The sequence below is a fragment of the Polaromonas sp. YR568 genome (genome assembly GCF_943369415.1).
Taxonomy (GTDB): Bacteria; Pseudomonadota; Gammaproteobacteria; order Burkholderiales; family Burkholderiaceae_C; genus Polaromonas.
This window is the reverse complement of record NZ_CALRNF020000024.1, coordinates 45,810-67,326: the sequence shown is the minus strand read 5'-3', so window position 1 is coordinate 67,326 and position 21,517 is coordinate 45,810. Positions and strand designations below refer to the sequence as shown.

Genomic DNA, 21,517 nt, shown 5'->3' with positions numbered 1-21,517 from the left:
CCGATTATGCGGGGATTCGGCACGCCTCTTTTCATGATCCCCATGAAATTGGCGCGCGCGTTGTCAAAAGGTCACTTCATGGCCTCGGCCGGGCGGCGGGCCTTGACATAGGCGTCGGAGGGCAAATAAGCCTTGCCGTCGGCATAGCGCCACTGCACCATGGTGCCCTTGTTGCCGCGCAGGTCCAGCTTGCCCACGTAGGCGCCCATCGTTGACTGGTGGTCGATGGCGCGGAATTCGGCCGGGCCGAAGGGTGTGGAGAACTTCAGGCCGCGCAACGCAAGGACCAGCTTTTCGCTGTCGGTGGAGTTGGCCTTCTTGATGGCCGCAAAAATCGCCTGCATGGTGGCGTAACCCACCACCGATCCGACCTTGGGGTATTCGCTGAAACGGCGGTAGTAGTTGGCGGCGAAGCTGGCGTGCTCGCGCGAATCGATCTGGTCCCAGGGATAGCCAGTCACGATCCAGCCCTTGGGCGTTTCGTCTTTCAGCACGTCCAGGTATTCGGGCTCGCCCGACAGCAGCGACACCACCGGCGTGCGCGGGAAGATGCCGCGCTGGTTGCCTTCGCGCACCAGTTTGGCCAGGTCGGCGCCGAAGGTCACGTTGAAGATCGCGTCGGGTTTGGTTTGCATGATGGCTTGCAGCGTGGTGCCGGCCTCAAGCTTGCCGAGCGCGGGCCATTGTTCGCCGACGAACTCCACGTCGGGGCGCTTGGCCTTGAGCAGCTCCTTGAAGGCCGCGACGGCGCTGGTGCCGTATTCGTAATTGGGTGCGATCACGGCCCAGCGCTTGGCCGGCAGCTTCGCGGCCTCCTCGACCAGCATGGCGGCCTGCATATAGGTGCCGGGACGCAGGCGGAAGGTGTAGCGGTTACCCTTGTCCCAGATCAGCGCGTCGGTCAGCGGCTCGCTGGCGATAAACACCTTTTTGTTCTTCTGGGCGTGGTCAGCCAGCGCCAGCCCGACGTTGGACAGGAAGCCGCCGGCCAGCACGTCGACCTTTTCCTTGGAGGTCAGCTCAATCGCGTGGCGCAGGGCTTCTTCGGGCTTGCCGGCGTCGTCGCGGGCAATCACCTCGACCTTGCGGCCCAGCAGGCCGCCGGCGACGTTGATCTCTTCCACGGCCAGTTGCCAGCCCTGGCGGTAAGGCAGGGTGAACTGCGGAATGGTCGAATAGCTGTTGATCTCGCCGATCTTGATCGGTGTTTTTGAGCCGCCCTGCGCCAGCGCCAGGGTGGTCGCGAAGGCCAGACACAAACCGCCCAGCAGGGCAAATTTCGCAAATTTCACGGTTTTCTCCAAAAGTAAGCGGTGCATCCGTCGAGCTGGCGCATGCAGGGCGGCCCGCCGGGAAAAGCAGGGACTGTACCAGCGCATTGTGAATGGCGGGAGAGGGTGTGCATGCCTTTGGCATTTCCCTTAAACAGACAGCCCACCAAAGTCGCAGAAAACCCGCATGGATTCTTGCGAATAAGCTTATCCGCATAACGGCAGAACAAATGTGTAGTTTGTTTTTATAAGCGGCACACTTACATTTTCCCGGATGCATGAATTTGCCTTCGTATTTGCCGGCTTTGCCGTGGGACTGGTGGTCGGCCTGACCGGGGTGGGCGGCGGCTCGCTGATGACGCCGCTGCTGATCTTCTTTTTCGGCGTCAAGCCGCACCTGGCCATTGGCACGGACCTGCTGTTCGCCGCCTTCACCAAGATGGGTGGCACCGTGAGCCTGGCGCGCGCCCGCGTGGTGGACTGGAAAATCGTCGGCCAGACCGCCGCCGGCAGCATCCCGGCGTCGTTGGCCACTCTCTATATATTGCAGCGCCTGGGCCCGGCCAACCCGGCCACCCAGAGCCTCATGACCACCACCCTGGGCCTGGCGCTGCTGCTGACGGCCGGCGCCACCTTCTACAAAGTCCTGCGCGGGAAAGCCGTTCCCACCACCATTGCCCCCGAACTCGTCGCCCAGGCCACGCGCGCGCGCCACTGGGCGCTGCCGGTGCTGTTCGGCGCCGTCATCGGCACCCTGGTCACGCTGACCTCCGTCGGCGCGGGCGCCATCGGCGTGATCGTGCTGATGCTGCTTTACCCCGCCCTGCCCCTGCCGCGCATTGTGGCGGCCGATATTGCCCATGCCGTGCCGCTGACTTTGGTGGCGGGCCTGGGCCATGCCGCCATCGGTTCGGTAGACTGGCCTTTGCTGATCAAGCTGCTGGCCGGCTCCCTGCCCGGCATCTGGCTGGGCTCGCACCTGGTGCACAAGACGCCGGACCGCGTGATCCGCTCGTTGCTCTCTGTGCTGCTGGCTTATGCCGGCGTGAAGCTGATTTCGATCTGAACCTGCCTCGTACCGCCTCCTTTATAAAAAAATCCCACGTTTGAATCCCGACAGCCATGTACCAATACACAGAATTTGACCGCGAGTTCGTCCAGGCCCGCGCCAACCAATACCGCGACCAGCTGGGCCGCTGGCAGGCCGGCAAGCTGCCGGAAGACGAGTTCCGCCCGCTGCGCCTGCAAAACGGCTGGTATGTGCAGCGCTACGCGCCCATGCTGCGCGTGGCCGTGCCGTATGGCGAGCTGTCGACCGCGCAGATGCGCGTGCTGGCCAAAATCGCCCGCGAATACGACCAGCCCAATGCCGCGCTGTTCCACGAAGCCCAGGCCAAACAGGACAAGCTGGGCCCCGTCACCCTTAAAAACGGCCTGTCGGTCAGCTCCAAGCTGACCACCGGTTATGCCCACTTCACGACGCGCCAAAACGTGCAGTACAACTGGATCCCGCTGGACAAATCGGCCGACGTGATGGACCTGCTGGCCAGCGTCAACATGCACGGCATCCAGACCAGCGGCAACGTCATCCGCAACATCACCAGCGACGAGCGCGCCGGCATTGCCGTCGACGAGATCGCCGACCCGCGGCCCTTCGGCGAAATCCTGCGCCAGTGGAGCACGCTGCACCCGGAGTTCTCTTTCCTGCCGCGCAAGTTCAAGATCGCCATCAGCGGCGCCCGTGAAGACCGCGCCGCCACGGCCTGGCACGACGTGGGCCTGCACCTGATCCGCAATGCCGAAGGCGAGCTGGGCTTCAAGGTGCTGGTGGGCGGCGGCATGGGCCGCACGCCCGTCATCGGCACGGTGATACGCGAGTTTCTGCCCTGGCACCAGATCATGAATTTCCTGGAAGCCGTGGTGCGCGTGTACAACCGCTACGGCCGCCGCGACAACATCTACAAGGCCCGCATCAAGATCCTGGTGAAGGCCGAAGGCCAGCGCTACATCGACGACGTCGAAGCCGAGTACAAGCAGATCGTCGAGCACGACGGCGGGCCGCACACCATCACGCAGGAAGAGCTTGACCGCGTGACGGCCTCTTTCGTTCCGCCCACGCTCAACTGCGACCGCAAGAGCGCCGACGCCAAGATCGCCAACATCCTGCGCGCCGCCGCCGAGGACGACGTGGAATTCGGCCGCTGGCTGCAGCGCAACGTGGCGCCGCACCAGAACCCCGACCTGCGCGCCGTGACCCTGTCCTTCAAGCGCCTGGGCCAGGCCCCCGGCGACGCGACGGCCGACCAGCTCGACATCGCCGCCGACCTGGCCGACCAGTTCAGCGCCGGCGAGTTGCGCGTCACGCACGACCAGAACCTGCTGCTGCCCTGGGTGCGCTGCGACGAATTGCCCGAGCTCTGGCGCGCCGCCCGCAAGGCCGGCTTCGCCAAGCCCAACATCCACCTGCTGACCGACATGATCGCCTGCCCCGGCGGCGATTTCTGCTCGCTGGCCAATGCGCGCTCCATCCCCATCGCCGAAGCCATCACCGAGCGCTACCAGGACATGGACGAGCTGCACGACCTGGGCGAGATCGACCTGCACATCAGCGGCTGCATCAACTCCTGCGGCCATCACCACAGCGGCCACATCGGCATCCTGGGCGTCGACAAGGACGGCCTGGAGTGGTACCAGGTCTCGCTGGGCGGCTCCGACGGCTCCACGCTGAGCGGCACCCCGGTGCCCGGCAAGGTCGTGGGCCCCTCGTTCACGGGCGCCGAAGTGCCCGAAGTCATTGAAGCGCTGCTCGACACCTACCGCCAGCTGCGCGAGGACGGCGAAACCTTCATCGCTACCTTCCGCCGCATCGGCATCGAGCCCTACAAGGCCGCCGCCAAGGCCGCGCGCTTTGCCCCCAACACCGTCGCGCACTGAGCACGGAAAGGAATCACGATGAAATTACTGCCTTTCAGCGAACAAAGCGGCGCCGAAGAACCCGGCATCCTGGTCCTGGCAAACGATGCCGATCCCTTCGAGGCCGCGTTGGACGGGGTCAAGCGCATCGACCTGCACTTCCCGAAATTCACCGACGGCCGCGCCTTCAGCCAGGCTTTCCTGCTGCGCCGCCGCCGCGAGTTCAAGGGTGAGATCCGCGCCACCGGCGACGTGCTGGTGGACCAGCTCGCGCAAATGGAGCGCAGCGGCTTTGACACCGCGGTGCTGCGCGCCGACCAGGACATGGCCGTCGCCGAGCGTGTGCTGGCGTCCTACCCCGGTTACGGCGTCGGCAAATACCAGGGCGATGCGGTCGATGTGCAACCCCACTTCAAGGAAGCGGCTGCCGCCTGAACACCATGAGCCTCGACCTTGCAAAGATCAACGCGGAACTCGGCCACAACGCGCAGGGCCTGGTGGGCTGGGCCGTGGGACTGGGCCGGCCCGCCATCGTCACCACCAACTTCCGCCCCTTCGAGGCGGTGATACTGCACATGGTGACGCGCGCCAATCCCCGCGTTCCCGTGGTCTGGATGGATAACGGCTACAACACCGAGGCCACCTACCGCTTCGCCGATGAAGTGACCAGGCTGCTCAAGCTGGACCTGCATATTTACCTGCCGCGCCGCTCCCGCGCGCATCGCGAGGCCGTGGAAGGCCCGACCCCGGCGCTGGACGATCCACGCCATGCGGCCTTCACGGAAGAAGTGAAACTCGAGCCATTTTCCCGCGCCCTGCGTGAAACCGCGCCCCAGGTGTGGTTCACGGCCTTGCGCGCCACCGACACCGCGGTGCGCGCCCAGATGGACCCGGTCAGTGTGAACCCCGACGGCCTGATCAAGGTCGCGCCGCTGCTGCACTGGTCGTCCAAGGACCTGTACCAGTACTGTGAAATCAACGGCCTGCCCAACAACTTCGACTATGTGGACCCGACCAAGGGCGAGGACAACCGCGAATGCGGCCTGCACCTCGCGCACTGACGGCTCTTCCCCCAATCCCATGAACGCCCGCATCATTCCCATCAAGGAAATCTCCGCATGAACGCCCGCGCCGAACCCGAACTGCTCGCCAAACTGAGCAACTCCCACCTCGACGCGCTGGAAGAAGAAACCATCTTCATTCTTCGTGAGGTGGCGGCCGCCTTCGAGCGCCCCGCCCTGCTGTTTTCGGGCGGCAAGGATTCGCTGGTGATGCTCAAGTGCGCCGAGAAAGCCTTCGGCGTGGGCCGCATCCCCTACCCGCTCTTGATGATAGACACCGGCCACAACTTCCACGAAGTGACCGACTTCCGCGACCTGCGCGCCAAGGAACTGGGCGCCGAGCTGATCGTGCGCAACGTCGAGGATTCGATGAAACGCGGCACCGTGCGCCTGGCCCATCCCGGCGAGTCGCGCAATGTGCACCAATCGGTCACCCTGCTAGAAGCCATCGACGAGTTCCGCTTTGACGCGCTGATAGGCGGCGCGCGGCGCGACGAGGAAAAAGCGCGCGCCAAGGAGCGCATTTTTTCGCACCGCGACAGCTTCGGCCAGTGGCAACCCAAGGACCAGCGTCCCGAACTCTGGACGCTGTTCAATACCCGGCTGCAGCCCGGCGAGCACTTTCGCGTGTTCCCGATCTCCAACTGGACCGAACTCGACGTGTGGCAGTACATCGAGCGCGAAAAAATCGCGTTGCCTTCGCTCTACTACGCGCACCAGCGCAAGGTGGTCGAGCGTAAAGGCCTGCTGGTGCCGGTGACGGAACTCACACCCGCGCGCGACGGCGAACAGGTGGTTGAAAAGACCGTGCGTTTTCGCACCGTCGGCGACATCACCTGCACCTGCCCGGTGGACAGCCCGGCCGCCACGGCCGCCGAAATCGTGATCGAAACGCTGGCCGCCGACGTGAGCGAACGCGGCGCCACGCGCATGGACGACAAGACGTCCGATGCCTCGATGGAAAAGCGCAAGAAAGACGGGTATTTCTGATGAGCAATAACACCACCGTTCAGGCTGAGCTTGTCGAAGCCCGGCCAGACCCTTCGACAGGCTCAGGGCAATCGGATATCAAATCCGCGCTGAAATTCATCACCTGCGGCTCGGTTGACGACGGCAAGAGCACGCTGATCGGCCGCCTGCTGGTAGACAGCCGCGCGGTGCTGCAGGACCACCTGGCCGGCGTGCAGCGCGGCGGTGAGACCGACCTGGCGCTGCTGACCGACGGCCTGTCGGCCGAGCGCGAGCAGGGCATCACCATCGACGTGGCCTACCGCTATTTCGCCACCGAAAGCCGCAAGTTCATCATCGGCGACGCGCCCGGCCACGAGCAGTACACCCGCAACATGGTGACGGCCGCCTCCAGCGCCGACGCCGCCGTGGTGCTGGTGGACGCCACCAAGCTCGACTGGAAAAACCCCGCGCTTGAGTTGCTGCCGCAAACCCGCCGCCATTCGCTGCTGGTCAACCTGCTGCGCGTGCCGTCCATCGTGTTCGCGGTGAACAAGCTCGATGCGGTGGAAGACCCGACGCAGGCCTTCAACAACATCGCCGCGGCGCTGACCGCATTCGCCCAGGCCGCGCGCATCCCGGTGAAAGCGACCGTGCCGCTGTCGGCCCTCAAGGGCTACAACGTGGTCGACGCCAAGCCGGGCTGGTGCGGCTATGAAGGCCTGTCGCTGCTGCAGCTGCTGGAGCACCTGCCCGCCACGGCCGCCGAAAGCACCGAGGCCTTTTCGTTTCCGGTGCAGTGGGTCGAGAAATTCTCGTCCTCATCCGACACCTCGCAGGGCCGCCGCGTCTTCTGGGGCCGCGTGGCCACCGGCGGCGTGCAACCCGGCCAGAGCGTCACCATCCTCCCCGGCGGCAAGACGGCGGTGGTGGCCCAGGTGCTGGACCACACGCGCCAGCCCAGGATCATCCTGGCCGGCCACAGCGCGGGCATCGTGCTGGACCGGGAAGTGGACGTGTCGCGCGGCGACTGGCTGCTGGCGGTGGACACTTTCGAGCCCTCGCGCGAGATCTCGGCCACGGTGGCCTGGATGGACGACGAGCCGCTGGTCGCCGGGCGCGTCTACTGGGCGCTGCACGGCCACCGCTGGGTCAAGGCCAAGGTCAAGCGCATCGTGCACAAGCTCGACGTGAACACCCTGGCCGAAGAAGACGCCAGCGAGCTGCCGCCCAATGCCATAGGCCACATCGAACTGAGCCTGCAGGAGCCGCTGGCCACCCTGCCGTATGCGCGTTCGCGCATCCTTGGCTCGCTGGTGCTGGTGGATACCGCCTCGCACCGGACCTCGGGTGCCTTGCTGGTGATTTGAGCCGGCCTTCATGCGGGGCGCACGGCGCTTCGCATTCTTCATAACCCTGTTGGCGGAAACCTCTTAAAATCAAGGGTTTCCACCGATTAGCCTACAAAAACATGACTCACATCGTCTCCGAATCGTGCATCCGCTGCAAATACACCGACTGTGTGGACGTCTGCCCGGTGGACTGCTTCCGCGAAGGCCCCAACATGCTGGTAATCGATCCGGACGAATGCATAGACTGCGCCGTCTGCATCCCCGAGTGCCCGGTCAACGCCATCTACGCCGAGGAAGACGTGCCGGCCGACCAGATCGCCTTCATCAAACTCAATGTCGAATTGAGCCGCGCCGCGGGCTGGAAAAGCATCACCAAACGCAAGGACGCCCTGCCGGACGCCGAGGAATGGAAAGACAAGACGGGCAAACTGTCCGAACTGATCCGTTAATCCGGCTCGTCCGGCTTATCCTCCGGCCCAGGGCCGCCGGCACCCGGCCCTTGCCGGGCCGCCCCACACATCACACAGTGCGCCAGGAACCATGGAACTTCAACTGAACCAGGAAGTGATCAACACCGCAGCCGAACATGACGGCCCCATCGAAACCGATGCGGTGATTGTGGGTGCGGGGCCCGTGGGCCTGTTCCAGGTGTTTGAGCTGGGCCTGCTGGAGATCAAGGCCCACGTGATTGACTCGCTGGCCTACCCCGGCGGCCAGTGCATCGAGCTCTACCCCGACAAGCCGATTTACGACATTCCCGCCGTGCCCGTGTGCACCGGCAGGGAGCTGACCGACAACCTGCTCAAGCAGATCGAGCCTTTCGGCGCGACCTTTCATTTCGGCCAGGAAGTCAGTGTGGTCGAAAAACAGCAGGACGGCCGCTTCTTCGTCGAAACGTCCAAGGGCACGCGCTTTCTGGCCAAGACGATTTTTATCGCGGCCGGCGTGGGCGCCTTCCAGCCCAAGCTGCTGCGCGTGGATGGCCTGGACCAGTTCGACGAGAGCCAGCTGTTTTACCGCGTGAAGAACCCCGCCGACTTTGCCGGCAAGAACCTCGTGATCGTGGGCGGCGGTGATTCGGCGCTTGACTGGGCGCTGAACTTTGTCGCCGAAGGCCCGAACAAGGCCGAGAGCGTGATCCTGATCCACCGCCGCGATGGCTTCCAGGCGGCGCCCGCCAGCGTGGCCAAGATGCGTGAACTGTGCGACGCCTATGAGATGCAATTCATCGTGGGCCAGGTCACCGGTTACGAAGAAAAAGAAGGCAGGCTGACCGGCGCCAAGGTCACCGGCTCCGACGGCGTGACGCGCGTGGTGCCGCTGGACGTGCTGCTGGTGTTTTTCGGCCTGTCGCCCAAGCTCGGGCCCATCGCCAACTGGGGCCTGGACATCGAGCGCAAGCAACTCAAGGTGGACACCGAAAAGTTTTCCACCAACGTTCCGGGCATCTTCGCGGTGGGCGACATCAACACCTATCCCGGCAAGAAAAAGCTGATCCTGAGCGGCTTCCACGAATGCGCGCTGGCGGCCTTTGGCGCGGCGCCGCTGATCTTCCCGGACAAAAAAATCCATCTGCAATACACCACGACCAGCCCGAAGCTGCACAAGGTGCTCGGGGTCGAATCGCCGGTATTTGACGACTGAGCCGGTTTATTTAATGCTCCCGCCCGAAAGCCCGCCCTTGCGCGGGCTTTTTGCCGTCAGGCGGGCGGCGGAGCACCAGCCGGATCCAGCGGCGCGAGCAAAGCCTGCAAGTCCTCGGGCGTGAACTTGCCGGCCCCTTCGCCGTCGCTTCCGAGCACGCCCTCGGCCAGGGCCGCCTTGCGGGCCTGCAGCTCCAGCATGCGCTCCTCGATGCTGCCTTCCACCACCAGTTTGTAGACAAACACCGGCTGGTCCTGGCCGAGGCGGTGCGCGCGTGCCGTGGCCTGGGCCTCGACCGCCGGGTTCCACCAGGGATCGACGTGGATCACGGTGTCGGCCGCGGTGAGGTTGAGGCCCACGCCGCCGGCCTTCAGGCTGACCAGCAGGATGGGCACGGTTTTAGACTGGAATTTGCGCACCAGCGCGCCGCGCTTTTGCGGCGAGGTGTCGCCCGTCAGCGAAAGCCAGGGCAGCTGCAGCGCGTCAAGCTCGGCCTCAATCAGCGACAGCATGCCGGTGAACTGCGAAAACACCAGCACGCGCCGGCCCTCGGCGACCAGCTCGGGCAGCATGCCCCGCAGCAGTTCGAGTTTGGCGCGCGGCATGGTTCTGACCGGCTTCACGCCTTTGACCAGGTAAGGGTCGCAGCAGACCTGGCGAAGCTTGAGCAAGGCATCCAGGATGGTGATCTGTCCGCCGGCAAAGCTGTTGCGTGCCAGCAACCGGCGCACCTGGATGTCTGCTGCCACCCGCACGCTTTCATATAGCTCACGTTGCCGGCCCTGCAGCTGCACGCGCTTGATGACTTCCGTGCGGGGCGGCAGTTCGGCGGCGACGTCTTCCTTGCGCCGGCGCAGGATGAAAGGGCGCACACGCTGCGCCAGCAACTGGGCGCGCAGTGTTTCGCCATTGGTCTCTATCGGCTTGCGCCACAGGCGCGCGAAGCCACGCGCATCGCCCAGGAAGCCGGGCATCAGGAAATCAAACTGCGCCCAGAGTTCGCCCAGGTGATTTTCCAGCGGCGTGCCCGTCAGGCACAGACGGTGGCGCGCATGCAGTCGGCGCAGGGCGCGCGCGCTACGGCCCGCGGCGTTCTTGACCCACTGCGCTTCATCGAGGATCAGCAAGTGAAACTGCTGGCGCTCCAGCACCTCCACGTCGCGCCACAGCAGCGGGTAGGTCGTCAGCACCAGGTCGTGGTCGGCCATACGTGAAAACGCCGCATCCCGGCCGGTGCCCTGCAAGACCAGCAAGCGCAGGCCGGGCGCCATGCGGGCGGCCTCGGCCTGCCAGTTGAAGACCAGCGAGGTCGGCACCACCACCAGCGAAGGCAGCGTCATGCGGCCGGCCTGCTTTTCAAGCAGCAGGTGCGCCAGGGCCTGCGCCGTCTTGCCCAGGCCCATGTCGTCGGCCAGGATGCCGCCCAGCTGCTGCGCGCGCAGGTATTGCAGCCAGGCCAGGCCCTCCAACTGGTAGGGCCGCAAGGTCACGCCCAAGCCCGTGGGCGCCTGCACCGGCTGCGGCGCGCCCGCCTGTTGCAGCCGCGTTGCCAGCGTGCGCAGCCCGGCGTCGCCCTGCCACTGCCAGGCACCTTGCAAGCCGGCGCGCCCTGCCCCGGTGTCCAGTGCGTCCAGTCGCCAGGCGTCCCAGGGCGACAGCCGTAGCGGACCTTCAGCCTGCACGCGCTGCGGATCGGTCAGCAAATCGAGCATGGCGCCCACAATCGCTTTGAGCAAGGCGGCCGGCGCCTCGATGCGCTTGCCGCCTGGCGCGCGCAGCAGGATCACGGCGGTGTCGTCCATCGCGAAGACCTGGCGCGCATTGAGCCAGCGCGGGTCGCGCCGCAACAGATCGGCCAGCATGGGGGCCAGGTCCAATATCTGGCCGTCTACCTCCACGCCCAAAGTCAGCAGCCAGGAGCCTTCACGTGCCGGCAGACCCAGGGCTGCCACGGCGCGCGCGCGGCCGCGCAGGGGCGCCGCCACCTCCTTGCCCAGCACCTCGCCGGTGTCCGGGCTGACGATGAGGCGCCAGGCGTCCACCGGCACGCTCTCATGCGCAAAGCCCGGCCGCACGACAACGGCCCAGCCCTGGGCTTGCAGGGCGGGCAGTTGGTCGGCCCAGAAATCGCCGAAAAAATCTTCCTGCAGCAGCGACCACAGGTGCTCGTGGCCGGTGGCAGCCTCGTCGCTGCGCCACTGGAGCGTGTCGGCCGGCACCGGGTAAAGGCCCAGGGTCCAGAGACTGTCCAGCGCCTCGGCCTCGGCCACCAGATCGCGCTGCAGGAGGACGTCCCTCCCCTGCGCGTCCGTCACGGCCTGGGTCAATGCGGCGCGGCTGTTGAGCACCGTCTTGGGGGCCGGCGCTTCCCAGTAGAGGCCGCCGTCGCTGGAATAAGTCCAGTCCACGCGCGCCACCGTGACGCTGTTGCCGCGCGGGCCGAAGGGCCCGCTGGGTTTCATGCCCAGCAAGCCGTCGCCGCGCGTGAGGGTCTGCAGGGTCAGGCGCGGACGAAAGCGGCCCGGCACCGGGGGCACGGGCTTCACCGCGGCCATGGCGTGTGTCGGCAAAAATTCATGAGCCCGATTGTCCACGCGGCCCGTGGAATACATGGCCGCCCCAGCAAAATCCCGGAATGAATCCGCCTACAATTTGCGCAGTGCCCGCAAGGGTGCTTTCGCTGGGGGTGTTGCTGTGGTTCGCAAGCGCGGACGGCGGCGGCTGAGAAAGTCCCTTTGAACCTGATTGAGGTAATCCTCGCGCAGGGAAGCATGTTCCACAGGCCCGCTGTTCCGGCGGGCTTCAGGCAGGCCGACCTCGCATTGACGACGACCGGAACTGCTGATGACCACTTCTTCCACCCCTTCCACTTCTGCCGCCGCGGGCAACACCGCACTCGCGCCACTGCCCGCAGGCGAGCGCCTGTTCGGCTGGAGCGACCATGCCGCGCTCTGGCTCAGCCTGGGCGTGGGCCTGCTGGTGATGCAGATAGGCGCCTACCTCGTGCCGGCCCTGGGCACGCGAACGGCGCTGGCGGTGATCGTCTGCGGCTCCATCCTGGGCGCGGGCCTGCTGGCCTGGACGGCCAAGATCGGCTGCGACAGCGGGCTCTCCAGCGCCGGCCTGATGCATGCCACCTACGGCAGCAGCTTTGCGCGCCTGCCGGTGCTGCTCAACATCGTGCAGCTGATTGGCTGGACCACCTTCGAGCTGGTGGTGATGCGCGACGGGACGATGGCCATCGCGCGCGAGTCCGGCAGCTTCGCGGGCGCCCTGTGGCCTGTTCTGGCCACGCTGCTGTGGGGCGCAGTGCTGCTGGCGCTGCTGTCGGGCTCCATGGTCAAGCTGGTGCGCAAATTCATAGGCCGCTACGGCCTGCCGCTGGTCATCGCCTCGCTGCTCTGGCTGAGCTGGCAGTTCCTGGCCAAGGCCAATGCACAAGGCCTGGGCACGCTGTGGAACCGGCCCGGCGACGGCGGCATGAGCACGCTGTCAGCGCTGGACCTGGTGATCGCGATGCCGGTCTCCTGGCTGCCGCTGGTGGCGGATTTTGCGCGCCACGGGCGTGACGGCAACAGCGCTCTGCGCGGCACCTGGCTGGGCTATGCGGTGGCCAACATCTGGTGTTATGCGCTGGGCGTGCTGGTGGCGATCACCGCACCCAGCACCGACCTGGTTGCCGCGCTGCTGTTGGCGCAAGGCGGGCTGATCGCGCTGGGGCTGATTTTGATCGATGAGGTGGACAACGCCTACGGCGACCTGTATTCAGGCTCGGTGGCCGGCCACAGCCTGAAGCCGGCCTGGAGCGTACGCCGCTGGGGCGTGGGGCTGGCCCTGCTGTGCATCGCGCTGGCGCTGGTGCTGCCCATGCACAGCCTGGAGCCCTTCCTGCTGATGCTCAGCTCGGTGTTCGTGCCCTTGTACGGCGTGATCCTGGCGCGGCTGGCCGGAACGCCTCACATCGCTTCACTGGTGGCCGAACGCAAGGTGAATGCCAGCGCCGTCGCCATCTGGCTGATGGGCATTGCCTGCTACCACCTGTGCGCGAAATTCGCGCCCGACTGGGGCGCCGCATTGCCGACGCTTGTCTTGACCTTTGCCTTGGCGCGCCTGACCCGCGCCGGCCATACCGGTATTACCGCAGCGGCTTGAGCCGCATCGCGATGGGCGCGTGGCCGTGGTTCAGCGGCCCGCTGCCTGCGCCGGTGCGCACGCGCGCGCCGGCTTCCAGTGCCGCGCGCACATAGTCGCGCGCCAGCTGTACGGCTTCCAGCAGGGGCTTGCCGAGCGCCAAATGCGCCGCGATCGCGGACGACAGCGTGCAGCCGGTGCCATGGGTGTTGGGGCTGGGAATTCGCGGCCCGCGCATCCAGTGCAACTCGCCGCTTTGCGTCGCCAGCAGGTCACTCACCACGTCGCCGGGCAGGTGCCCGCCCTTGAGCAGCACGGTGCGCGCGCCTTTGGCAAGCAGCTCCTGCGCGGCGGCCTGCATGGCCTGCTCATTGGCCAGCGGCCGCCCCACCAATAGCGAAGCTTCATCGAGGTTGGGCGTGACCACGATGGCGCGCGGAAACAGCTCGCGCACCAGCACCGCGATCGCCGGGTTGTCGATCAGCACCGCGCCGCTGGTCGCCACCATGACCGGGTCCAGCACCACGTTGCGCAACGCATGGCGGTCAATCGCCTCGGCCACCGTCCGCACGATGTCGGGTGCGTGCAGCATGCCAATTTTGACGGCGTCCGCGCCTATGTCTTCGATAACGGCGTCAATCTGGTCGCTCAGCATCTGCGGCGGCACGCCGTGGATGGCGCGCACCCCGCGCGTGTTCTGGGCCGTCAGCGCGGTGATAGCCGTCATGCCGTAACAGCCCAGCGCGGCGAAGGTTTTCAGGTCGGCCTGGATGCCGGCCCCGCCGCCGCTGTCGGAACCTGCGATGCTCAACACGCGGGGGTATTCGTAGTCAAAATTGTTGTCGGCCATGGATCCAGTCATTCGTTTTTCGCGGCCTTCTGCTGGTCGCACAAGGCTCTGAGGGTGGTTGCGGCGGCCCACGGGTCGTCGGCCGCGCACAGCGCGCTGACCACAGCCAGTCCGTCGGCACCCGCGCGCAACACAGCGCGCGCATTGCTCGCATGAATGCCGCCAATCGCCACCAGCGGCAAGGGCGTGGCGGCCCGCACCACGGCCAGGCCTTCCAGGCCCCAGGGATCCTTGGTGTCGGTTTTGGTGGGCGTCGAAAAAATCGGGCTCACGCCGAGGTAGTCGACCGGCAGCGCCGCGCTTTGCTGCACGTCTTCGAGGGACTCCACTGACCAGCCGATAAAAACCCCGGGCGGCAACAGCTTGCGCGCCTCGTCCGCCGGCAGGTCGTTCTGGCCCAGGTGGACGCCGTCGGCGCCGCAGGCCAGCGCAATGTCGATGCGGTCGTTGATGACCAGCGGTATGCCCTGGGGCGCCAGCAGCGCTTTCAAAATCAGCGCCTGGGCCAGGAATTCACGCGTGCCCAGTTGCTTTTCGCGCAGCTGCACGCAGCTCACCCCGCCCTGCACGGCCGCCGCGACCACATCGGCCAGCGGCCGGCCGCGCATCAAGGCCTGGTCGGTGACCAGATAAAGCCGCAATACCTCGGGATTCATCCGCGCCACGCCTGCGCCCCTCATCCGTTCGCCACTTCCAGCTTCAGGCGGGCCGTGAACGTGGCTTTATCCAGAAGCTGCAGCTCATCGAGCAGTTGCACCGCCATGCTGCCCAGGCCGAGGCTGCGCGCCAGCGTTTTTTCCGCCGCCACTTCACCGGCCACGCCCAGGAAAGCCATGGCCGCCGTGGTGGCGCGCCAGGCATCGGGTTGCACGGCGCAAAACGCCCCCACAAGCGCGGTGGCCGAGCAGCCGACGCCTGTGATACGTGTCATCCAGGGATGGCCATTGGAAAGCCGGGCCCAGCGGCGTCCGGCGTCCAGGATGTGGTCGGTCTCGCCGCTCACGCAGACCACGCCTTCGGTGCGCGAGGCCAGCGCCCGGGCGGCGTCCAATGCATCACCGGCCGCTGCACTGCTATCAACACCGCGCGTTTTCACGGCAAGGCCGGCCGTGCTCATGATTTCCGAGCCGTTGCCGCGAATCACCGTTGGGCTGGCAACGGCAAGCAGACTCGCCAATGCGGCATTGCGGTAAGGCGTCGCGCCGGCGCCCACCGGGTCGAGCACGCTGGGAATCCCGCGTGCCGTGGCGGCCGCCAAAGCCAGCTTCATGCTTTCCACCCAGTACGGATCCAGCGTGCCGATGTTCAGCACCAGGGCCTGGGCGATGCCTGCCATCTCGCGCACCTCTTCATGCGCATGCGCCATGACGGGCGAAGCGCCCGCCGCCAGCAGCACGTTGGCGTTGAAGTTGATCACCACCAGGTTGGTGATGCAATGCACCAACGGTGAACGTTCGCGAACCGCCGCGAGGTCCGACCAGAGATCTGCAACTGAAAGCGTGGAAGCCATGGGTTCCTTGGGGAATCGCGGTGCGGCGGGAGTGGGAGTGTGCCTGCCGGCACATGATGACGACGGAAGATACGCGGCCAATTATCGCGGAACACGCCCAAAGAAAAAGCCCGCGGTCTGGTGGACAGCGGGCTTTTCGGGGTGCCTGTTCGGCTTTGTTCTTGGCTCCTCAACCTGGGCTCGAACCAGGGACCTACGGATTAACAGTCCGGCGCTCTACCAACTGAGCTATTGAGGAATACAGCCTTAGATTATAGCGTCAATTTTTCCGCTTTTTAAGCCCGCGCTGTTTCCTTGCATAACTTCCTCCCACCGAACGGCGCAGGCAGCGCCGGCCACGCGGCAAAATACCACGACCGCTTGCTTCAAGCCCTTGCTTGATGGACGTAAGATGCTCTCAAACTCATAGCAAAATACATGGCGACCAATCTCATCATGGCGCGGTGGTCCGCCGGCGGAATCCACTCGGCTACCATGTGCGCATGCCATTCACGGCCCGCCTTCATCGCTTCATGCCAATTCGCTTTTAAGCATGGCAAAACTCCCGCACCCCGTCCCCTGGCTTGCCGCCGGTGAAAACTTCCCCCCGCTGGAAGATGCCTGGGGCCACCACGACCCGGCACCGGGGCTTTTGGCGGCCGGCGCGGCGCTGGATGTGCCCACGCTGATCGAGGCGTATTCACACGGGATTTTCCCGTGGTTCAGCCTGGGCCAGCCACCGCTGTGGTGGAGCCCCGATCCCCGCATGGTCCTGCAAACGCGACATTTCAAACTGCATCGCTCGCTGCGTAAAACCCTTACCCACTTCCAGGCGCAGTCCGGCTGCGAAGTCCGCTTTGACAGCGCCTTCGAGCACGTCATCAACGCCTGTGCCAGCAAGCCGCGCGCCGGCCAGCCGGGCACCTGGATTGTTCCCGACATGGTGCAGGCTTACGACAAGCTCCACAGAGAGGGTCATGCCCACAGCGTCGAGACCTGGGTGAACGGCGAACTGGTGGGAGGCCTCTACTGCGTCAACCTGGGCCGCATGGTGTTTGGCGAGTCGATGTTCGCCCACCAGACCGACGCCTCCAAGATCGCGCTGGCGGCCCTGGTGGCTTTTTGCCGCGCCCACGAGGTTGACGTGATCGATTGCCAGCAAAATACCCGGCACCTGGCATCGCTGGGCGCGGGCGAGATCAGCCGGGCGGAATTTGTCGCCCACCTTGCCCGGAACGTGGACAAAACCGCACCCTCCTGGCAGTTCAAACCCGTATACTGGAATCAGCTTCTAACGACGGGAATGCCAGACCTACCGTGACGCACCTCAAAGACCTGCCCCTGCAAACCTTGCAGTTTTATGCAACGGCGCCCTACCCCTGCAGCTACCTGCCGGGCAAACAGGCCCGCTCGCAGGTCGCCACGCCCAGCCACCTGATTCACAACGACGCGTATTCGGACCTGGTGACCAACGGCTTCCGGCGCAGCGGCATGTTCACTTACCGCCCCTACTGCGATGGCTGCCAGGCCTGCGTGCCGCTGCGGGTGCCAGTCAATCTCTTCAGCCCCGACCGCAGCCAGCGCCGCGCATGGAGCCGGCACCAGACGCTGCACGCCCGCATTCTCAAACTCTGCTTCTTGCCCGAGCACTACCAGCTCTACCTGCGCTACCAGAACGGCCGCCACGCGGGCGGCGGCATGGACCACGACAGCATCGACCAATACACGCAATTCCTGCTGCAAAGCCGCGTCAATTCGCGCTTGGTGGAGTTTCGCGAAACCCTTCCCAACGGCGAGCCCGGCGCGCTCAAGATGGTCTCCATCCTGGATGTGCTGGAGGACGGCATTTCAGCGGTCTATACCTTTTACGAACCAGACGCACGCGCGAGTTACGGCAACTACAGCGTGCTGTGGCAAATCGAGCAGGCCCGGCGCCTTGATCTGCCTTACGTTTACCTCGGGTACTGGATCGCTGAAAGCCCGAAGATGAACTACAAGGCAGGGTTCAAGCCCAATGAAGTGCTTGTGGATGGCCGCTGGGTGCTTTCCGCAGCGCCTTCGGCTGGCTCCGCGGGCGGCACCAGCGACAGCTCCGACCAGGCTTAGGCCCCGAGGTTCCGCGCCAGCATCAGGCGCACTTGCATTTCACAGTGTAAAATTTGCAGCAGAAAGCCTGCACATGAAAAAGCCCGACTCCGCCCTTCCCGCCACACCGACCGTTCAGGTCATTGAGCGGATGTTCACGCTGCTGGAAATCCTGGCAAATCGCGAGGAAGCGCTCTCACTCAAGGAGATCAGTGAAAAGTCGGGCCTGCATCCCTCAACCGCGCACCGCATCCTGAACGACCTTGCTACCGGCCGCTTTGTCGATCGTCCCGCCGCCGGCAGCTATCGGCTGGGCATGCGCCTTCTGGAGTTGGGCAACCTCGTCAAGGCGCGCCTGGACGTGCGCGATGCGGCGCTCATTCCCATGCGCGAACTGCACAAGATCACCCAGCAGCCGGTGAACCTGAGCATGCGCCAGGGCGACGAGATTGTTTATGTGGAGCGTGCGTACAGCGAGCGCTCCGGCATGCAGGTGGTGCGCGCCATAGGCGGCCGTGCGCCGCTGCATTTGACGTCGGTGGGCAAGCTGTTTCTGGCGTTTGACGAACCGCAACGCCTGCGCACCTATGCAACCCGCACCGGGCTTTCGGGCCAGACGCGCAACAGCATCACGCAGTTGCCGGTGCTGGAACGCGAACTGTCCAAGGCGCGCCAATACGGCATCGCACGCGACAACGAAGAACTGGAGTTGGGGGTACGCTGCATGGCCGCCGGTATCTATGACGACCAGAACAAGCTGATAGCGGGCCTGTCTATCTCTGCACCGGCGGACCGGCTTGACGAGCATTGGCTGCCCAAGTTGCAGGCAACGGCCAATGAGATTTCAGCCGCGCTGGGCTACAGGCCCAAGTAAAAAAAGCGGCACTTTTTCAGGGGCGGCACCGCCGCGCGGGCAATGGTCAGCCGTTGACCTGCTTGGCGGAAGCGCTGATGTTGACCTTGCGCTCGATGCTCACCGGGTTGGCTTCCACCCAGCGGCGCACGCGCTCGGCATCACCGAGGCGGCTCAGCTTGCCAGCGGAATCCAGGAACACCATGATCAGCTTGCGACCCGCGATTTTGGTCTGCATGACCAGGCACTGGCCGGCTTCGGAGATGTAGCCGGTTTTTTGCAAGCCGATGTCCCATTCCGGGTTCTTCACGAGGCGATTCGTGTTGTTGTACTGCAGCGTGCGGCTGCCGACCGCCACCTGGTAACCGGTGGACGTAGAGAGTTCACGCAGCATGGGGTCGCCATGGGCGGCGTTGACCAGCGTCGCCAGGTCCTGCGCGCTTGACTGGTTGCGGCTGGAAAGACCGGTAGGCTCCACGTAACTTGTGTCCGTCATGCCCAGCATCTTGGCCTTGGCATTCATCAGACTCACAAAGGTGGCCAGCCCGCCCGGATAGGTACGGCCCAGGGCGTGCGCCGCGCGGTTCTCGCTGGACATCAGGGCCAGGTGCAGGAGTTCGCCGCGGGTCAGCGTGGTGCCGACCTTGAGACGCGAGCTGCTGCCCTTTTCGGTGTCCACGTCGTCTTGCGTCACGGTGATTTGCTCGTCCATCGGCAGCTTGGCGCCGCTGATGATCACGCCGGTCATCAACTTGGTGAGGGATGCGATCGGCAGCACCGCGTGGTCGTTTTTGCTGAACAGGACTTCACGCGTATCCTGGTCAATCACCAGCGCCACGCTGGACTTGAGCTCCAGCGGATCCTGCGCGCTGTGCAAGCCGGCGATCTGGCCGAAAGAAGGTTTGGCAGGCACGAAGGCCCGGATGATGCTGCCGCGGCGCTGCTTTGTGCCTGCAACAAAACGTACGGTCTTGCGCGTTGCGACAACCTTTTTGGCACCCGACGCCTTAGAAGACGCGTGCTGCTTTTTGACAATGGTGTTCTTGGCGGCCGCCGCGTTCGCGGCGGGTACGGCAAAGGCGGCTGCCAGAGCCACGAATCCAACGATTTTTAATGCGCGATTGAAAATCTGATGAGACATGGTGGTCTTGCCTGCGTGGGATTGCAATGAATGGGATGGCTGGAGTGTATACAAATAGAAAAAGTCACGCAATATCAAAAACTTGCGTGACTTTCCTAAAAACACACTCACTTTGGGGCGGTTTTACCACTCAAAACGACTATTTGCACCCAGACCCAACGCTAAGTCGTTGAATATAAAGAAGTTTATTTCCCGACTTGTTACATTATCCCTGCGCAGCCACCCGGTCAGCTTTACTTTGAAGTTTGTTCAGCGCACTCAAATAAGCTTTGGCCGACGCCACCACGATGTCCGGGTCCGCGCCCACGCCATTGACCACGCGCCCGCTGTTTTGCAGGCGCACCGTGACTTCTCCCTGGCTTTCCGTGGATCCGCTGATGGCGTTCACGGAGTACAGCACCATCTCCGCACCGCTTTTGACGTGTGACTCGATGGCTTTGAGGGAGGCGTCCACGGGGCCGTTGCCGTCCGACTCGCCTTTGACTTCCTTGCCGGCGACCGTGAACACGACGCTGGCCTGGGGGCGCTCGCCGGTCTCGCTGTGCTGCGACAGGGACACGAAACCGTACTGCTCGGTGGTGTGGGACGCGCTCTCGTCGCTGACCAGCGCCAGGATGTCTTCGTCAAAGATCTCGCTCTTGCGGTCCGCGAGTTCCTTGAATTTGGCGAACGCATTGTTGATGTCCGCCTCGCTTTCCATCGAAACGCCCAGTTCCAGCAGGCGCTGCTTGAAGGCGTTGCGCCCGCTCAGCTTGCCCAGCACGATCTTGTTGGCGCTCCAGCCCACGTCTTCGGCGCGCATGATCTCGTAGGTGTCACGCGCCTTGAGCACGCCGTCCTGGTGAATGCCTGAGGCATGGGCAAACGCGTTGGCGCCGACTACGGCCTTGTTCGGCTGCACCACGAAGCCGGTGGTCTGGCTCACCATGCGGCTGGCGGCCAGGATGTGCTGCGTGTCTATGCCGAGTTCAAGGCCGAAATAATCCTTGCGGGTTTTGACGGCCATCACCACCTCTTCGAGCGAGCAGTTGCCGGCGCGCTCACCCAGGCCGTTGATGGTGCATTCCACCTGCCGCGCGCCGCCGATTTTCACGCCGGCCAGCGAGTTGGCCACGGCCATCCCCAGGTCGTTGTGGCAATGCACCGACCAGACCGCTTTGTCGCTGTTGGGAATGCGTTCGCGCAGGTCTTTGATGAAGTTCCCGTAGAGCTCGGGAATGGCATACCCCACGGTGTCCGGCACGTTGATGGTGGTTGCGCCTTCCTTGATCACGGCTTCGAGCACGCGGCACAGGAAATCGGGATCGGAACGATAGCCGTCTTCGGGACTGAATTCGATGTCGTCCATCAGGTTTTTGGCAAAACGCACCGAGAGCTTCGCCTGCTCGAAGACCTGGTCGGGCGTCATGCGCAGCTTCTTTTCCATGTGCAAGGCGCTGGTCGCCAGGAACAGGTGCAAGCGCCCCGAGGCGGCAGGCTTCAAGGCCTCTGCGGCGCGGGAAATGTCCCTGTCATTGGCGCGCGCCAGCGAGCAGATGGTGGAGTCCTTGATGACTTCCGCGATGGCTTTCACACATTCGAAATCACCGTTGGAACTGGCGGCAAACCCGGCCTCAATCACGTCGACCTTCAGGCGCTCCAGCTGACGGGCAATCCGCAGCTTCTCATCTTTGGTCATGGAAGCGCCGGGCGATTGCTCGCCGTCGCGCAAGGTCGTATCGAAAATAATGAGTTTGTCCGTCATGTGGGGCTCCTGGCGCGCGGGGCGCTCTGTATTTT

Annotated in this window: 19 protein-coding genes, 1 tRNA gene and 1 riboswitch; of the genes, 12 read left to right on the top strand and 8 right to left on the bottom strand. The window is 64.6% G+C overall.

The window, feature by feature from the left end; all coding sequences use genetic code 11:
* Positions 1 to 71 precede the first annotated feature (71 nt).
* A complete protein-coding gene (locus ACLV74_RS15810; protein WP_411880349.1) occupies positions 72 to 1,319 on the bottom strand; it encodes an ABC transporter substrate-binding protein in 1,248 nt (415 codons plus the stop codon).
* Between the two features lie 226 nt (positions 1,320 to 1,545).
* On the opposite strand from ACLV74_RS15810, the gene ACLV74_RS15805 reads away from it, so the two are divergent.
* The 8 genes from ACLV74_RS15805 (at position 1,546) to ACLV74_RS15770 (ending at position 9,189) form a co-directional block, all read left to right on the top strand.
* On the top strand, positions 1,546 to 2,337 hold the full coding sequence (locus ACLV74_RS15805; RefSeq protein ID WP_411880348.1) for a sulfite exporter TauE/SafE family protein: 792 nt from the start codon (positions 1,546 to 1,548) through the stop codon (positions 2,335 to 2,337).
* Between the two features lie 56 nt (positions 2,338 to 2,393).
* Positions 2,394 to 4,205, top strand: a complete 1,812-nt coding sequence (locus tag ACLV74_RS15800; RefSeq protein WP_411880347.1) for a nitrite/sulfite reductase — start codon at positions 2,394 to 2,396, stop codon at positions 4,203 to 4,205.
* 18 nt (positions 4,206 to 4,223) lie between these two features.
* Positions 4,224 to 4,619, top strand: coding sequence for a DUF934 domain-containing protein (locus ACLV74_RS15795; RefSeq protein ID WP_411880346.1), 396 nt, complete (start codon positions 4,224 to 4,226; stop codon positions 4,617 to 4,619).
* Positions 4,620 to 4,624: 5 nt separating this feature from the next.
* Positions 4,625 to 5,245 carry a phosphoadenosine phosphosulfate reductase family protein gene (locus ACLV74_RS15790; protein WP_411880345.1) on the top strand — a complete coding sequence of 207 codons (621 nt, stop codon included), beginning with the start codon at positions 4,625 to 4,627 and terminating at the stop codon, positions 5,243 to 5,245.
* A 57-nt stretch (positions 5,246 to 5,302) separates the two neighbouring features.
* Entirely contained in the window at positions 5,303 to 6,235 is a 933-nt protein-coding gene (gene cysD / locus ACLV74_RS15785) for a sulfate adenylyltransferase subunit CysD (RefSeq protein WP_411880344.1), read from the top strand.
* On the top strand, positions 6,235 to 7,563 hold the full coding sequence (locus tag ACLV74_RS15780) for a sulfate adenylyltransferase subunit 1 (protein WP_411880343.1): 1,329 nt from the start codon (positions 6,235 to 6,237) through the stop codon (positions 7,561 to 7,563). Before cysD ends, ACLV74_RS15780 begins: the two co-directional genes overlap by 1 nt.
* A 101-nt stretch (positions 7,564 to 7,664) precedes the next feature.
* A complete protein-coding gene (gene fdxA / locus ACLV74_RS15775; protein ID WP_411880342.1) occupies positions 7,665 to 7,994 on the top strand; it encodes a ferredoxin FdxA in 330 nt (109 codons plus the stop codon).
* 91 nt (positions 7,995 to 8,085) lie between these two features.
* Positions 8,086 to 9,189 carry an NAD(P)/FAD-dependent oxidoreductase gene (locus tag ACLV74_RS15770; protein ID WP_411880341.1) on the top strand — a complete coding sequence of 368 codons (1,104 nt, stop codon included), beginning with the start codon at positions 8,086 to 8,088 and terminating at the stop codon, positions 9,187 to 9,189.
* A 56-nt stretch (positions 9,190 to 9,245) separates the two neighbouring features.
* On the opposite strand, the gene ACLV74_RS15765 is transcribed toward ACLV74_RS15770, so the two are convergent.
* Positions 9,246 to 11,744, bottom strand: coding sequence for a DEAD/DEAH box helicase (locus ACLV74_RS15765; RefSeq protein ID WP_411880340.1), 2,499 nt, complete (start codon positions 11,742 to 11,744; stop codon positions 9,246 to 9,248).
* Positions 11,745 to 11,861: 117 nt separating this feature from the next.
* Positions 11,862 to 11,974, top strand: a riboswitch (TPP riboswitch).
* Positions 11,975 to 12,033: 59 nt separating this feature from the next.
* On the opposite strand from ACLV74_RS15765, the gene ACLV74_RS15760 reads away from it, so the two are divergent.
* Positions 12,034 to 13,341, top strand: a complete 1,308-nt coding sequence (locus tag ACLV74_RS15760; RefSeq protein ID WP_411880339.1) for a purine-cytosine permease family protein — start codon at positions 12,034 to 12,036, stop codon at positions 13,339 to 13,341.
* On the opposite strand, the gene thiD is transcribed toward ACLV74_RS15760, so the two are convergent.
* From thiD to ACLV74_RS15740, 4 genes are all read right to left on the bottom strand, one after another.
* Entirely contained in the window at positions 13,325 to 14,170 is an 846-nt protein-coding gene (gene thiD, locus ACLV74_RS15755; RefSeq protein WP_411880338.1) for a bifunctional hydroxymethylpyrimidine kinase/phosphomethylpyrimidine kinase, read from the bottom strand. The genes ACLV74_RS15760 and thiD overlap by 17 nt on opposite strands.
* Positions 14,171 to 14,178: 8 nt before the next feature.
* The gene (gene thiE, locus ACLV74_RS15750; protein WP_411880337.1) at positions 14,179 to 14,826 is read right to left on the bottom strand and encodes a thiamine phosphate synthase; all 648 of its coding nucleotides are present in this window, start codon (positions 14,824 to 14,826) and stop codon (positions 14,179 to 14,181) included.
* A gap of 20 nt (positions 14,827 to 14,846) precedes the next feature.
* Positions 14,847 to 15,680 carry a hydroxyethylthiazole kinase gene (gene thiM / locus ACLV74_RS15745; protein WP_411880336.1) on the bottom strand — a complete coding sequence of 278 codons (834 nt, stop codon included), beginning with the start codon at positions 15,678 to 15,680 and terminating at the stop codon, positions 14,847 to 14,849.
* A gap of 162 nt (positions 15,681 to 15,842) precedes the next feature.
* A tRNA-Asn gene (locus tag ACLV74_RS15740) sits at positions 15,843 to 15,918 on the bottom strand.
* Between the two features lie 294 nt (positions 15,919 to 16,212).
* Between ACLV74_RS15740 and aat the strand changes: the two genes are divergently transcribed.
* From aat to ACLV74_RS15725, 3 genes are all read left to right on the top strand, one after another.
* Positions 16,213 to 16,980: a leucyl/phenylalanyl-tRNA--protein transferase gene (gene aat / locus ACLV74_RS15735; protein WP_411880335.1), complete on the top strand. Its 768-nt coding sequence runs from the start codon at positions 16,213 to 16,215 to the stop codon at positions 16,978 to 16,980.
* The gene (locus ACLV74_RS15730; protein ID WP_411880334.1) at positions 16,977 to 17,765 is read left to right on the top strand and encodes an arginyltransferase; all 789 of its coding nucleotides are present in this window, start codon (positions 16,977 to 16,979) and stop codon (positions 17,763 to 17,765) included. The genes aat and ACLV74_RS15730 overlap by 4 nt, the downstream gene beginning before the upstream one ends.
* A 73-nt stretch (positions 17,766 to 17,838) precedes the next feature.
* A complete protein-coding gene (locus ACLV74_RS15725) occupies positions 17,839 to 18,618 on the top strand; it encodes an IclR family transcriptional regulator (protein ID WP_411880333.1) in 780 nt (259 codons plus the stop codon).
* Positions 18,619 to 18,664: 46 nt separating this feature from the next.
* Here the strand turns inward: ACLV74_RS15725 and pbpG are convergent, their stop codons facing one another.
* The gene (pbpG, locus tag ACLV74_RS15720; RefSeq protein WP_411880332.1) at positions 18,665 to 19,738 is read right to left on the bottom strand and encodes a D-alanyl-D-alanine endopeptidase; all 1,074 of its coding nucleotides are present in this window, start codon (positions 19,736 to 19,738) and stop codon (positions 18,665 to 18,667) included.
* A 205-nt stretch (positions 19,739 to 19,943) separates the two neighbouring features.
* Positions 19,944 to 21,482 (bottom strand): 2-isopropylmalate synthase, encoded by a 1,539-nt coding sequence (locus ACLV74_RS15715; protein ID WP_411880331.1) that lies wholly within the window; start codon positions 21,480 to 21,482, stop codon positions 19,944 to 19,946.
* Positions 21,483 to 21,517: the final 35 nt, after the last annotated feature.

Coding starts and splice junctions, on each gene's coding strand:
- ACLV74_RS15810 (WP_411880349.1), bottom strand. CDS start 1,319: ATGCACCGCTTACTTTTGGAGAAAACCGTGAAATTTGCGAAATTTGCC.
- ACLV74_RS15805 (WP_411880348.1), top strand. CDS start 1,546: ATGCATGAATTTGCCTTCGTATTTGCCGGCTTTGCCGTGGGACTGGTG.
- ACLV74_RS15800 (WP_411880347.1), top strand. CDS start 2,394: ATGTACCAATACACAGAATTTGACCGCGAGTTCGTCCAGGCCCGCGCC.
- ACLV74_RS15795 (WP_411880346.1), top strand. CDS start 4,224: ATGAAATTACTGCCTTTCAGCGAACAAAGCGGCGCCGAAGAACCCGGC.
- ACLV74_RS15790 (WP_411880345.1), top strand. CDS start 4,625: ATGAGCCTCGACCTTGCAAAGATCAACGCGGAACTCGGCCACAACGCG.
- cysD (WP_411880344.1), top strand. CDS start 5,303: ATGAACGCCCGCGCCGAACCCGAACTGCTCGCCAAACTGAGCAACTCC.
- ACLV74_RS15780 (WP_411880343.1), top strand. CDS start 6,235: ATGAGCAATAACACCACCGTTCAGGCTGAGCTTGTCGAAGCCCGGCCA.
- fdxA (WP_411880342.1), top strand. CDS start 7,665: ATGACTCACATCGTCTCCGAATCGTGCATCCGCTGCAAATACACCGAC.
- ACLV74_RS15770 (WP_411880341.1), top strand. CDS start 8,086: ATGGAACTTCAACTGAACCAGGAAGTGATCAACACCGCAGCCGAACAT.
- ACLV74_RS15765 (WP_411880340.1), bottom strand. CDS start 11,744: ATGGCCGCGGTGAAGCCCGTGCCCCCGGTGCCGGGCCGCTTTCGTCCG.
- ACLV74_RS15760 (WP_411880339.1), top strand. CDS start 12,034: ATGACCACTTCTTCCACCCCTTCCACTTCTGCCGCCGCGGGCAACACC.
- thiD (WP_411880338.1), bottom strand. CDS start 14,170: ATGGCCGACAACAATTTTGACTACGAATACCCCCGCGTGTTGAGCATC.
- thiE (WP_411880337.1), bottom strand. CDS start 14,826: ATGAATCCCGAGGTATTGCGGCTTTATCTGGTCACCGACCAGGCCTTG.
- thiM (WP_411880336.1), bottom strand. CDS start 15,680: ATGGCTTCCACGCTTTCAGTTGCAGATCTCTGGTCGGACCTCGCGGCG.
- aat (WP_411880335.1), top strand. CDS start 16,213: ATGGCAAAACTCCCGCACCCCGTCCCCTGGCTTGCCGCCGGTGAAAAC.
- ACLV74_RS15725 (WP_411880333.1), top strand. CDS start 17,839: ATGAAAAAGCCCGACTCCGCCCTTCCCGCCACACCGACCGTTCAGGTC.
- pbpG (WP_411880332.1), bottom strand. CDS start 19,738: ATGTCTCATCAGATTTTCAATCGCGCATTAAAAATCGTTGGATTCGTG.
- ACLV74_RS15715 (WP_411880331.1), bottom strand. CDS start 21,482: ATGACGGACAAACTCATTATTTTCGATACGACCTTGCGCGACGGCGAG.